Consider the following 13312-nt stretch of genomic DNA (forward strand, 5'->3'; position numbering starts at 1 on the left):
GGTGTTTACACCGGCCTTTTTTTTTAATTATTTATTTAAATAATATTAATAAAATAATAAATTTAAAGTTTAACCATAACCTCATATCATATATGGATACCAATGAGATCGCAGATACAATCGCAATTATCAAAGAAGAAATGGAGCAGCCTGTTTCTGATAATGGTTACCGGGTAAACGGCGAGCATTTTGAAATTGGTGGCAAAATACACACAACAGATTACTACTATGCAAAACGATATTTCCAAAAACAGGAAAATTCGTCTACTCTGGCAAAAATCCTGGTAGCGAAATCTGAGGAATTTGGTTTATCTTTTGAAGACACTACACTAATAGGTTATGGTAGTTACTCTCGTCTTTTTCTGAGCGAGATGTGTAAAGAAATTAATGAGAAATTTAATCACACCCCCAACTACGGGTTAATTGACGCGTATGAAAATGGCTATGTTTTTCTATTTGAACCTGAGGTAAAAAAAAATGTAATTATATTATTATCAATAACATGCACATTTGATTCTTTTCACGGAATCCGCAAATTTATTGAAGAAAAGCATCGCGAATCTCGAGTAAACGTTACTTTCGTATCAGTTTTTTTTATTAAAGACAAACGCCTTAACAACGGGCCGATAAATAGTTTCGAGAACGAAAAGGAAGTAATAGAGCTTTATTCTTCGTTCAACTGGTCAAATATTGATACGGATCAAAAAAAAATATGGTTAGATAAAAACGGAGAAACAGCGGTTTGCTTTTATCTTATCGAACTTACAACTACCGTATACTTATCCAAAACTTGCAAATGGTGCCATCCCGAAATACATAATTTAACTGTCGGAGAAGAGAAGCCCTTATTTCCTACTCACTCCAATCATGATACACCGGCTTATATTTTTGGAAGCCCAAAGTTTAGCACGCCAGATAAAAGCGATACCAAACCAACTTATAAATTTGATGAGGTTATTAATTTGAATGATAAGTTAAACCCGTTTTTAGCAGGATATTTTAAAGCAGACGATAGTGTTTTTATAAATTATATTAAAACAGATATATTCTATAAAAAAAATCCAACTAAAATTCTTAATTTTTTTTCAGGACACTTAGAAAACCTCTTTAGCACTTCCAATAAAAAAGTAACTGGCAAATCTGTAGTTTTCATTACGCCCATACATCTAAAATCATCAACATTTTTAGAGGATCTGATCCATAAGGAACCACTTTCGGACTACACCATTTCGATTTTACATTATCAGCCCGCAGTAGAGTTTGTTGAAAATTTTATTTACCTGTATCGCAAAATCCTGATCGATGCATCATGGATATTTTACTTTGATGATTTTATATCTAATGGGGAAACCTTTAAGATGATAAGTGATTATCTGAAGCACGCGAAAAGTAGCGGAAATAATGGAATTGCTATTGATGAAGTTGAAGGCTTTGATGCGCTGCTAACTTTTGTAGATAGCACCACAACTTTTAATAAAAATGAGATTCTGCGTAAACTTGTATTTCATAAGGAAGGCCGTTCAGGAGCAGGAAAGTTTTTAGCGTTCCATCGTCTTCACATGAACCATGTGGATAACATTCATTTAGGCGATCCGATAAAAGAAAGGGAAATATTATTACGAAAAATATTAAAAGATTGCCATTTAGACGCTTTAAAATCTATTGTAATAAAGGAAATTGCTAAAACTAAAATAAAGACTTTTGACAACGCGGAGACGGACTACACTGAGACACTCAAATATTTTCCTTTTTCAGAGCAGTCTGATTTATCAAATGGCGATATATCAAATGACTATTATGAAAAATATACTAATCAAAGAATTGGTCTCATTAAGCTAAAAGTATTTCATGACTTAGCAGAGAGTTTTTCAGAGATGACGCCCACTGACGACCCACAAAAATGTTATTTATTCTTGCGAGGTGTTATAACAAAACTTACGACGAAAGATAACCTGAGTAGTTATTTTGATATGTCGGCAAGTGATGAAAGAAATGGCGGTCAGGAGAAAGATATAATTGAGGACATTATTATTAAAACACTATGCAGAAGTCCATTTAAGTTTTATGTTTCTATTTTTCAGGCAACATTTAAATATAATTTAGAACGCTTGGTAGATATCAATACTAACTTAATTACTAGTACAGAGGGACATACTAAATTAACGTCTAATAGTTTCAATCAATTTAGACGATTGAAATTCCATATCAGGAGATCGGTTGAGCTTAATTCTAATTTTATTACCTCGCGTTATTTTTTAGAAAATTTAAGGGCAAATTTTAAAGAAGATGGTGATTACATCTCACAATACAACCAGAAAAGCGCAGAGTTGATCAAAAAGTTTGAGAGTTTTGATGTGAACGATCCATCGCTTACAAAAAAAGATACCGATAATATTTACGTAGGCTTAAAAAATATTAAATATAAAAAGCAGCAGGTTAAATCTTACAGATATTTTTTATTGAATTGTTATAAAGAACTCATCATGAAAAACCCTACACGGTCTTTTCGTTTAGAGCAACTATTAAATTCTGAAGATCTGAAACCTACAGTTATCTTAAATGTAAACTCTGTACCACTAGATCAATTACTTACTGATCCTTTTTATCAGCTTTCCCGCATTTTACGAATAGAAAATATATATCACATTAATAAGTTTAAAGAGTTCCATTTAGACAAAATCAATGCGTCAAACATTGATAAAGAATTGGCGATGTCTGTTACGGAACTGAAAAGAAAATACTTTATTGATGAAATTAATGATATTCCGAATAAAAACGTAAAAACCCTTCTAGAGTACTCAGCCAACGCAAAGGCCAGCGACGGATTGCCAAATGAATCTAATTCAATAATAACCATGCTTAAAACCTGCATGTTGCTAAAAAAACATGAATCAGGGAAGCATCACGAAGGACAGCCGGACCCCAACGTTGAACGCGGCTTCAAGACAGAAATAAACAAGATTTTAAGAATGGTGTGCAACATAATGGAAAGAGATAGCACAGCAAGCCAGGAACTTGATTACTGTTTTTTTATGAAGTACAGAGATCGCGAGAACGAGGATAAGACCGATCATATTTTTACCATTCTGTCGAATGATTCGGAAGATCTGGATGACGGAAAGCTAATTAAAATATCAAAAGATGGCTTGATATTAAACATGTTGAACGGACTTTTGGATTCCGAAGACGGAAATGTGCAAACTTTTATCGGGCTGGCTAAACAAGACGAAAAAATACACGCCTTTCAGAAACAATATATTAAGGCAAAAAGCAAAAGCGCTACTAAAAATCCTACCTCTTCGGAGCTAAATGAGGAGAAGGCGACAATTTCCGACAATGAAGCTGAGACATGGGAAAGGTTAGATGTGAGTGAAGCATTAAAAAAAGATTGCTCAGACGGTAAATACGGTTTAAACATGATCACTGACGCTAAAATGGTACTACTTTTCAGATTGGCGACCATTGAAGAGACAGAAGACGGAGGTGTTTTAAACGGTGAGGCTGTGATGGCAATATGCAGCAAAGCGCCGGTTAACTCAGCATCATTTATTGAATTTATTAAAGTAGAAAAACTCAGGCTGCTATTGTTGATAAAAGAAGAATTGGTAGAGTATTTTAAAAAAGAATTTAGAAGCGCGGCCTTTATGGAAGTGTTGCAAACTCGCGAGAATACTTTCATGAAACGATCTATACAACATGGATTAAGAGAGTATTTTGAGGCCTTATATTTTATCACCGCGCGTATTGAGTTAAAAAAACAAAGTAATGGCAACTTAGATGATTTGGCCCGTGATTTTAAAATGTTACGATTTATCACCAAAACAATACAATGCCATTTTCTGTCAATGAACAAAATTCAGTACAGTCACTTATCTAAAAGGAAAACAAGCGAAGACATAAGGGAGCTGTTTCATATTATTAGGGTGGTGCCGTACCTGGCGAGTAATGAAATACCACTTAAGGATATGGAAATTAATATACCTGATTTCAAATTTGATTGCCATGACGTAATTATGGATCTGATAATTCCGGAACTGATTGTGAACATGCGTAAATACGCTTTAAACTGCCCCGGAATTAAATATATGGGTATTGAGAAACAGGACAATATGCTCGTTTTTACAAATAGTTTTGATTCAGAGTATCGTGGCCAAGATTTAGAAAAAAAGTTTGGAGGAATTAATATGTGTAACTCTATTCTCCAGAAAAATTTAAACCTACCTAAAATTGATAATGCAATCAAAGACAATTTGTATAAAACCTATTTAACCTTATCAAAATAAATGAATTCAGCTGTAGTTAAGTTTCTGATCATTGAAGATACCTTTTATGATTGGCAAAGAGTAAGTGATTTTTTAAGTCAATATACTTGCGAAATATACCCGGCCACCGATGCCGATTTTTCTCAATTCAACGATAAATTATACGAGTATGTTAAAGAGGATAGCGACAAAAATTTAAAAGAGATTGAAGATATTATTGGGGTGTTTGACCCATCTGTTATTTTTTTGGATATAAGCTTAAGCACCAGAAAAAATGACAGAACCGGGGTTGCTATATATAATAAGCTTTTAAAACAAGACGCCAAGTTTGATCATACCCATATTGCAGTTCTAACTACTTACGGCGATAAAATTGATATTGACTTTACAAATCCCCGTTTGCAAAGGTTTAGTAAAAATAAAATCGGCGAAAATTCTTTAGAGGGACTTTTGGACGAGTGGGTTCTACCTTGGATTATGCAATTATTTAATTTAAAATTAAATAATAATAAAGATGAGACTAACAAAGATGAACCTAATGGAAAAGAACATAATGATCAAAAAAGATTAACTTTTGAAATTAGTCGCTGTCCAAAATGGATATTAAATTGGTACGGTTGGGAATTGCCGTCTAATTATGACGATCATAAAGATTTGGTTTTTAAATTTAGTCGCTGTCCAAAATGGATATTAAATTGGTTCGGTTGGAAGTTGCCATCTAATAAAGAAAATGGAGAATACCCGAGGCAAAAAATTAGATGGAAACTGCAACGTTGGTACGAAACGTTTCAAACGGTGGCAGATGTTGTTATAAAGATTTGTATGTATGCAGCGGTAGTGTTCTTTGCGCTGGCGGGGTTTGGCTTTCTTGTGTACGAATTAATTCACATGGGAAAAGCGTCGATATTAACTAATTCAAAATTTGAAATGATACACATAGCGGAATACGCTTTTGTGGCATTTTTGCCGATGTTGATTATAATTGGTTTCACAATGTTTTATGACAAATCGCTTGGATTATTCATTACTAAGCAGGAACAGGATGAGGAAAATCTTGTTCTGGCATCAAAGTTAATTCAAGTAACTAAAACGCTTTTCGTATCTACGTTAGTTTCTTATTTGTTTCTTAAAATTATTGAAATTGCTAGTCCGTCTAACACTGCTAATCCGGTTGAAACTGCTAGTCATTCCAACACAGCCGGCCCGGCCGAGAACAAACCCCACCATTTAGTTGCAGATGATTTTTATAGAATGGCGATATTGGGTATTGTGATAGTTGTATTGATATCGTTTTATATTTATCTGCAAAATCATAGTAATCATAGCAAGAAACACAAGAACGAATAAATACATACTTAATGCCGTGGCCGTTGCAAAGGCAGTAATTGTATAAATTAATAAAAAAATTTAGACGCTCTGTACAAAATTTTAGTCGCTACCAAGTCTCAGTGTGCTATTTAATAGCTATGCATTAATACAGGCACAGCATTTGTATCCTTTTGTTTATCAAAGTATAAACAGAGTTGCTATGACTTCGGATATTTTTAATGCTTGCAGCTTTCAACGAAAAACAGAATTGGTTTTAGAAGGCACCTTTTTGGCCGACAGGCTAACTGATAGGTATTATATCAGGCTGTACAATCTGCATCAGTTTTATGTGGAGGTTTTCTTTGATGACCACACCCACCTCATCGTCCATTTCAGGGCGTTTGATAACACCATGTTTGTATTGCCCTATGTTAGCGATTTAAAGATCGCTGTTTAAAGATTAATAAACTTTCCATTCATAATAGCAACCATAGTTCTTAGTTGTTAGCCCATAATGGCTACTAGATCGACAGTTTCTTAATCCCAACACTCCCCTTAAGAGAGGGGTTTTGTCAGTAATAACAAAGCCCTGTCGAATTTGGCGCGACAGGGCTTTTAAATGATGTATAAAGAGATAGTTAAAAACGCTTAGGATGCTTTGGCTAATTGCGCCACTTGCGGCAATCTGCTTACAGTTGCCTTTTTTGTACTGTCTATAATGGCGTATTTATCACGCAATTTCTTCAACATTTCAAAACTGAAGGCATCGTTTAGCGGCATATGGTAATCACCAACAGTTTTTGGATGTATTTGCAATTGATCAGCAGAAACCTTTAAATTTTCGTGATTAATGTGCGTAAGGCCGGTATGGCTATCCGTATCAAAAATTACGAAGGTGTCTATTTTGCGGCCCCTGGCATCGGTGTAGATTACAGAGGCGTTGGCTTTGTATGTTTTCATTAGGCGGCTTTTTGTGAACGTAAGGTTTGTAATTCGGCTAACAATAGTTCTTTTAGTTCCATATCGTTGGCCTTTAATAAAATTATGGTGGTTAAGTCTAAGTTTTGCATGGTGATATATTTTGTATATGAAGTGCAATGCTAAAAGCATGCCATAAGCATTATGGCGCTTAATTGAGATGGAAAAGGCTTTACAACGGCTATTTTAGGATACAGCGTGTTTTTTATTTTAGCCAAAAGATGGAGGGATTTGGGAGAGGTGGGGTGTAAAATGAAGAGTGTGTCTTTCACATCCTAGATTGACAGAGAGAAATCTATACACCGCTAAGCCAGAGCACAGGTCTGTGTATAGATATCTCACTGTATTCAAGATAAAAATTTATGCTATGTTATTAAGCGAAACCAGGCTTTCTAAAACACATGGCTTTATACAGGTTTTCCTGTTGCAGCCGCAACACTTTCGCATTTTTCTTACTTTATATTGTAAATTATTGATATATAGTTATTTAAGCAAATAAACGCGAATATAGTATCATAAAATGTGAATATATTGGTGTTGCAAAGTGTTGCATGTTTAAACATTTAATAGTTATAAAAAACTGAAAATCAAATACATGCAAAAAAACACTGTTGCAAGTGTTGCAAAGTGTTGCCTATGTTGCTGCAACAGCACGCGCCGTTTACAAGTACTGAAAAGGCGTGCCGCTGGGTATGCTGGTTACCTTGAGGCCCGGTACTTTCGGCGCGATCCATTGGGCGCAATACACCATACCCGGCTCCTCACTTACTGAGTGGCTAAGGGTAAGCAGGTTGGTTTTTTCGCCAATACTAAGGCCATCGCGTATCTGCTCGGTGTTCTCGGTCTCGCGGGTTTCGCCGTTTATAACCAGGTCGGGCTTTAGTTTAGATATGTTGCCTATGCCGGTAAAGCCTAAGCAGAAAAACACGGTAGTTATCTGCGCATCCATATTGCCCACCAGCCGTATAGAAGGGATATCAAGCGCTTTTTTTAGCCGCGCCACAATAGAGCTCAGCTTTTCGGGCTGGGGCAGGGTAAGCAGCTGGCGGTCCTCGTTTTTATAAAACTTCTCCCAACCCATTTTTAGCAAACAGCCATAAATAATGCCATCAGGGCGGTGGCCATGCCAGTGGTCGTGAAAGCGCCATATGGCTATTTTGTTCTTCTCCAGCAGGTCGCGTTTAAATTTATAAACGTCATCGTCCTTCAGCCATTCGGTTTCGTCGTTATTATTGAAAAACGGCGTCTCATGGGCTATGATCATGTTGGCACCTGCCGCAATGGTTTTATTTATCACCTCGATGGTAGGAAACATGGTGGTAACAATACCCGTAACCTGCTGCTCAGGGCTACCGGATCGCAGTTTATCAACGGTTTGTGCCCGCACAGTTTCGTTCTCGCTCAGGGCAAGCTTTATCACGTCCTGCACGGTAAAGGTGGCGGAGGTAGCAGGAGTAGGTGCTGTATAGTAAGTTGTTATTTTCATTTTTCGCTGTTCAAAAGGGGTTAAACATATTTAAAAGGAGTTCCGGCGGCAATGTGGCTTACTTTAAGGCCCTGCACCTTGGGTGCCAGCCAGGCGGCAGCGTACGCCATACCGGCTTCCTCGCTAATGGCATGGCCCAGCACAATCAACTTGGTATTCAGGCCCATCATAACGCCATCCTGCACGCGCAAACCCACTTCCCACTCGCGCGATTCGCCGCTGATGATGAGATCAGGCTTTTCTGACTGAATAACAGGTATAACCTCCGTACTCATTAGCGATCCTAAAGTAAAATAAACTGTTCTAACCGGCTTTTTCAGATCGCCAATAACACGTACCTGCGGCGCGCCTAACTTGGTTTTGGTAAGTGCTACCGCCTGCTGCAAAGTAATAGGAGTGGGCAGCATGATAATACGGGGATTAGCAGGGTTATAGTACTTTTCCCAACCCAGCTTAACCAAAGTTCCCCAGGTTATGCCGTCGGGTTTGTGCGCGTGCCAGCTATCGTGAAAACGCCAGATAGCTATTTTGTTCTTCTCCAGCAATTCTGTTTTGTATTTAATGATGTCATCGTCCTTAACGCGGGCAAGGTTATCATCGTTGTTGTAAAACGCCGCCTCGTGACTAATGATCATATTAGCACCCGCCTTGATGGCCTTGTTGATAACATCAATAGTAGGGAAGGTGGTGGTTACAATGCCCGTAACCTGCTGATCTAAGCTCCCTGCTCGTATCTGATCGACTGTTTTAGTCAGTGGCGCACCAGGCGTTTCGCTTAACGCGATATCGATCACCTGTTTTACTGTAAAGTTTGCAGGGGCAGAACCAAGATTTTTGGCGAAGCTTACGCCGGGCAAGCCTGTTACTATTGACGCGCCTGCCAGCACGCAAACACCCGCAAGGAACTCCCGCCTTCCGGATAGGTTAAATTTGTTTTTCTCCATTTCAGTATATAATCGGTTATGTTAAAAGTAGATAATTGCTGTGCTATAAGCAAAAGCTGTTGCTACAATAACATGTATTTATTCAATCACACGTTTGCGTAAGCGCAATTGTTACAATGCAGTAGCAGGGCGCATAAGCGCTCACCACCAACTACCATAAAGTTTGATTCTGAAATAGCCGACTTAATCTTGCTTTTCTACTTCGTGCAGACCGCACTCTTTTTTTGATTGATCTTCCCACCACCAGCGCCCGGCGCGGAAATCTTCACCTTCTGCAACGGAACGGGTGCATGGCATACAGCCTATGCTCGGGAAACCTCTATCGTGAAGAGGGTTGTAAGGAATATTATATTGGCGTATGTATTCTTTTACCTTATCTAAACTCCAGCTAAAAATAGGGTGATATTTAATCAGGTTATTCGCTTCGTCCCACTCTACATTATCCATAAACTGGCGGTTGGCAGATTGCTCGGCTCTTATACCGGTTATCCAAATATCGTTGCCTTGTAAAGCGCGTTTAAGCGGTTCTATTTTACGGATGTAGCAGCACTCTTTCCGATTTTCAACAGATTCGTAAAAGCTGCTTGGGCCTTTTTTTGTTACCATTTCCTCAACCAATTCATGCTGAGGGTAATAAGCATGTATAGTTTTTCCGTACCTCTCCATAGTGCGGTTCCACACGTAATAGGTTTCGGGGAACAATCTGCCTGTTTCTAAAGTAAAAACCTTTATATCCAGATTGTTCTCAAATATCATATGAGAGATCACCTGGTCTTCCCAGCCAAAACTGCTCGAAAAAATAACTTTGCCCGGAAAACGGCTGGCCAGCGCTGTCAATGCTTCAACCGGATCAAGGCCTGCAGTTAATAATTTTACTTCGTCGCTAAACAGATCCATTGTTGTAAATCTCTCTAATTAATACTTTTTATTTTCTTCAATTTCAGGGTAAGGGTTTATCTTCCTTGCCCTTATCCTGAGTTGATAGCATTGCTGTAATTCTATTCAACTCTTTTACCTTATATGCAAAGTCACCGGTCAGGTTGTTTCGCAAATCATTCAGCTGTTGCAGGGTAATATCCAGTTCATCGGGCAAAGCGGTATTTAATACCTCTTTAATTCGCTTTGCTACAGTTGGAGATTTTCCGTTAGTTGAGATCCCCAACTTCAAATCCCCCTTTTTTACTACCGATCCCAGATAAAAATCACATAATTCGGGTTTGTCTGCAACGTTTATAAGTAGCTTGCGTGCCTTTGCGGCCAGCCTTATCTGTTTGTTTAATTCGCTGTCATCAGTAGCAGCTACCACAATATCGGCAATGTCCAGATCAATAGCTTCAAAAGACTTTTGACGGATTGTTACGCCTGCATAATGCTCACTCAATCGCGATACTTCAGGTAATACCTCCCTGCCAATAACCGTAATAGTAGCGCTGTTACAATTGTTCAGAATAGCAGTTAACTTCTCTAAGCCAACATTACCGGCACCAATTAATACAGTATGCAGTTCGTTCAGTTTAAGAAATACCGGAAACAACTGGTTTCCCGTATTATCCTTATGCTGAATTAAGCCTTCACCTACATTGTTACCTGACACAACTTATTTATTAAGATTGCAGTACTGCCTCTCTTTTTATTTTAACCGCTTCAAGAAACGCAGCTGCCTTCGCTTTGTAAGCAGTTGCAAATTCCTCAGATGGCTCGTTTTTGTTGATCTCTAAAACCAGATCGTTAAAACTTCCGTCTAATTCCATTTCGCCAGTGCTTACGTATTGCGTATCAAACTCGCGGATGATACCAATTTGCGTACTGCTGTTTATACCTTTATCTAACAACAAAGCCTTAGCCGAGTTAATGAATACATTGTAAGAGTGATAAATAGCATCTGCCCATGCACCGCCGCTAAACGACTCATTTGCCCATTCCATTTTCTCATCAGACTCAAACAACAATGTAGCTACCAGGTCAATTACAACACCGGCGCATTCGCCAACGCCAATTGCTTTCTCGTAATCTTCTACGTGGCCCCAGTCAACAAAATCTTCATCTGTTAAGGTGGTCAGGTCAGCCAGTGGCTTTAACATCTGGTAAAAATAGTCTTTACCTTGCCTATCGTAATAGTTATGGAAAACCTCATCTTCAATAGAATTGGTTTTATAATCGTCTAACAGCATTCTTAACACGTTGGTAGCACGTTTGGCCGGGATCTTTATCACCCTGTCGCCTGCGCGGCCAACACCATCGCCAACAACACCACCGCCCAGCATAACCTGCATAGATGGTAATACTTTTGGCCCTGCTTTTAAAGAACTGCCATGAAAGCCTATATGCGCCATGCTATGTTGCCCGCATGAGTTCATACAACCGCTTATTTTTATCTTGATATCGCGGTTATAGATCAGGTCCTCGTATTCATTGTATATCAGGTCTTCCAGCACACGCGCAAACGTCATGCTGTTAGATATGCCCAGGTTACAGGTATCTGTGCCGGGGCAGGTTGTTACATCGGCAACGCTGTCAAAGCCCGGTGCCGCCATATCCAGCTCGGCCAAACCATTGTACAGGGTAGGGAACGCTTCAGGGCGTACATATTTTAACAACAAGCCCTGATTTTGCGTTATGCGTATTTCATCAGCGGCAACGGTCTGCAATAATGCAACAAGTTTACGCGCCCTATCGGTAGGAATATCACCGGTAAGCACTTTTATATATACGCCATAAAAGCCTTTTTGCTTTTGCTCAAATATATTAGTAGCTAACCACTGCTCATACCCAAGTGGATTACTTACCGCTACATTGTCATAAGTTTTAGCTTCGGGCAATGCAGGTAAAGGAACGTTGCTGGTATCTATTTTATATGATTTTACTTTGTTGGCGATGCGTTCTAATTTGATCAGCTGCAAAACCTCGTCAATGCCAAGCTTTTGTATAATATATTTAAACCTGGCTTTATTACGGTTGGTACGCTCGCCATAACGGTCAAATACCCTTAAAGTAGATTCTATGTAAGGCACCAGTTGATCTTCGGGTAAAAACTCGTCAACAATAAATGCTAAAATAGGCTGTGCACCTAAGCCGCCGCCTAACATTACTTTAAAACCGCGTTCGCCGTTAGCGTTTACTTTCGGAATAAAGCCAAGATCATGCGCGAATGAAAAAGCAGTGTCTTCCTCAGATGCTGAAAAAGCGATCTTGAATTTACGCGGCATATCCTGATTTACAGGGTTGCGCAGTAAATACTCAAATACACCCTGAGCGTATGGAGAAACATCAAAAAGTTCTTTTGGATCTATTCCGGCAGTAGGAGAGGCAGTAACGTTACGCACAGTATTGCCACATGCTTCGCGGGTAGTAACATTATCTTTTTCCAGTTCGGCCCAAAGTTCCGGCGTTCTGTCTAAACTTACGTAGTGGATCTGTATATCCTGACGCGTAGTTAAGTGTAAATTTCTGCTTGCAAATTCATCAGATACATCAGCTATCCGCAGCAATTGTTTAAAGGTTACTTTTCCAAAAGGCAGTTTTATACGTACCATCTGCACACCTGGCTGGCGTTGTCCGTAAATTCCTCTGGCCAGGCGAAGGCTCCTGAATTTTTCATCATGTATGGTACCTTCCCGAAAAGCGCGTATTTTCTTTTCAAGGTCGATTATATCTTTCTCAACAATTGGATTCTCCAGTTCTGTTCTGAAGCTTTGCATATGGCGTTATAAATTATCTATCAAAAAATCCTCGTAGTAGTAATAGAGGGTGTATTAGTTGTAGCTAACTAAATTTAGCTATTTTTCAGTTAACAAACCAGCAGTTTCTGTGCTATTCGTTATTCAAAGATATACATAGCATACGGAAGTAGTAGAATTTACCTCAAAAAACCTTGTTTTGTTACTTAAAAATGAGATTTATATTATAAGATGGCCTTCGCGGGCAATCACGTCGGCAATACTGGTTTCTGTAAGTATTTTAAGTGTAGCATCACGCACCTCAACAAAAACATCGCGTATGCCACAGCTTGTTTCCTGATGGCATTCGTCACAACGATGATAAAAGTTAAGGCTTGCGCACGGAACCATAGCAATGGGCCCATCAGTTATACGCATTATGCTAACCAGGTAAATATCTTTAGGATCTTTATTTAATGCATAGCCACCGCCGGCACCTTTTTTACTATACAAAAAGCCGGCATTGCGCATATCAAGCAGTATCTGCTCCAGAAATTTCTTAGGTATCTTTTCAAGCTCTGCTATCTTTGAGATCTGCATGGGGGGCTGATCAGCATTCTTCCCAAGAACAACTAATGCCTTAATGGCATATTTGGTTTTTTTAGACAGCATTTTTTA

Annotated in this window: 10 protein-coding genes; 3 read left to right on the forward strand and 7 right to left on the reverse strand. The window is 38.7% G+C overall.

Translation table 11 applies throughout. From position 1 onward, the window contains the following. Positions 1-92: 92 nt before the first annotated feature. The 3 genes from ACFQZS_RS04095 to ACFQZS_RS04105 all read left to right on the forward strand — a co-directional run bounded on the left by ACFQZS_RS04095 (position 93) and on the right by ACFQZS_RS04105 (position 6027). Positions 93-4283 carry a hypothetical protein gene (locus tag ACFQZS_RS04095; protein ID WP_377097562.1) on the forward strand — a complete coding sequence of 1397 codons (4191 nt, stop codon included), beginning with the start codon at positions 93-95 and terminating at the stop codon, positions 4281-4283. Further along, positions 4284-5609 (forward strand): hypothetical protein, encoded by a 1326-nt coding sequence (locus ACFQZS_RS04100; protein ID WP_377097564.1) that lies wholly within the window; start codon positions 4284-4286, stop codon positions 5607-5609. Positions 5610-5790: 181 nt separating this feature from the next. Then, entirely contained in the window at positions 5791-6027 is a 237-nt protein-coding gene (locus ACFQZS_RS04105; RefSeq protein ID WP_377097565.1) for a hypothetical protein, read from the forward strand. 191 nt (positions 6028-6218) lie between these two features. On the opposite strand, the gene ACFQZS_RS04110 is transcribed toward ACFQZS_RS04105, so the two are convergent. The 7 genes from ACFQZS_RS04110 to ACFQZS_RS04140 form a co-directional block, all read right to left on the reverse strand. Beyond that, positions 6219-6530 carry a hypothetical protein gene (locus ACFQZS_RS04110; protein WP_377097567.1) on the reverse strand — a complete coding sequence of 104 codons (312 nt, stop codon included), beginning with the start codon at positions 6528-6530 and terminating at the stop codon, positions 6219-6221. Between the two features lie 679 nt (positions 6531-7209). Beyond that, a complete protein-coding gene (locus ACFQZS_RS04115; RefSeq protein WP_377097569.1) occupies positions 7210-8034 on the reverse strand; it encodes a Nif3-like dinuclear metal center hexameric protein in 825 nt (274 codons plus the stop codon). Positions 8035-8054: 20 nt separating this feature from the next. Next, positions 8055-8978, reverse strand: coding sequence for a Nif3-like dinuclear metal center hexameric protein (locus ACFQZS_RS04120; protein ID WP_377097571.1), 924 nt, complete (start codon positions 8976-8978; stop codon positions 8055-8057). Positions 8979-9161: 183 nt separating this feature from the next. Further along, complete coding sequence (locus ACFQZS_RS04125; protein WP_377097573.1) at positions 9162-9875, reverse strand: phosphoadenylyl-sulfate reductase; 714 nt, start codon at positions 9873-9875, stop codon at positions 9162-9164. Between the two features lie 43 nt (positions 9876-9918). Continuing rightward, positions 9919-10572, reverse strand: coding sequence for a precorrin-2 dehydrogenase/sirohydrochlorin ferrochelatase family protein (locus ACFQZS_RS04130; RefSeq protein ID WP_377097575.1), 654 nt, complete (start codon positions 10570-10572; stop codon positions 9919-9921). Positions 10573-10582: 10 nt separating this feature from the next. Further along, on the reverse strand, positions 10583-12676 hold the full coding sequence (locus ACFQZS_RS04135; protein WP_377097576.1) for a nitrite reductase: 2094 nt from the start codon (positions 12674-12676) through the stop codon (positions 10583-10585). A gap of 198 nt (positions 12677-12874) precedes the next feature. Then, positions 12875-13306 (reverse strand): RrF2 family transcriptional regulator, encoded by a 432-nt coding sequence (locus ACFQZS_RS04140; protein WP_377097578.1) that lies wholly within the window; start codon positions 13304-13306, stop codon positions 12875-12877. Between the last annotated feature and the right edge of the window lie 6 nt (positions 13307-13312).

Source organism: Mucilaginibacter calamicampi (genome assembly GCF_042676765.1).
GTDB classification, from domain to species: Bacteria; Bacteroidota; Bacteroidia; order Sphingobacteriales; family Sphingobacteriaceae; genus Mucilaginibacter; species Mucilaginibacter calamicampi.

What these genes read in the sequence shown, in the direction of transcription:
- ACFQZS_RS04095 (WP_377097562.1), top strand. Translation starts at nt 93, where the DNA reads ATGGATACCAATGAGATCGCAGATACAATCGCAATTATCAAAGAAGAA.
- ACFQZS_RS04120 (WP_377097571.1), bottom strand. Translation starts at nt 8,978, where the DNA reads ATGGAGAAAAACAAATTTAACCTATCCGGAAGGCGGGAGTTCCTTGCG.
- ACFQZS_RS04125 (WP_377097573.1), bottom strand. Translation starts at nt 9,875, where the DNA reads ATGGATCTGTTTAGCGACGAAGTAAAATTATTAACTGCAGGCCTTGAT.
- ACFQZS_RS04140 (WP_377097578.1), bottom strand. Translation starts at nt 13,306, where the DNA reads ATGCTGTCTAAAAAAACCAAATATGCCATTAAGGCATTAGTTGTTCTT.
- ACFQZS_RS04110 (WP_377097567.1), bottom strand. Translation starts at nt 6,530, where the DNA reads ATGAAAACATACAAAGCCAACGCCTCTGTAATCTACACCGATGCCAGG.
- ACFQZS_RS04105 (WP_377097565.1), top strand. Translation starts at nt 5,791, where the DNA reads ATGACTTCGGATATTTTTAATGCTTGCAGCTTTCAACGAAAAACAGAA.
- ACFQZS_RS04135 (WP_377097576.1), bottom strand. Translation starts at nt 12,676, where the DNA reads ATGCAAAGCTTCAGAACAGAACTGGAGAATCCAATTGTTGAGAAAGAT.
- ACFQZS_RS04115 (WP_377097569.1), bottom strand. Translation starts at nt 8,034, where the DNA reads ATGAAAATAACAACTTACTATACAGCACCTACTCCTGCTACCTCCGCC.
- ACFQZS_RS04100 (WP_377097564.1), top strand. Translation starts at nt 4,284, where the DNA reads ATGAATTCAGCTGTAGTTAAGTTTCTGATCATTGAAGATACCTTTTAT.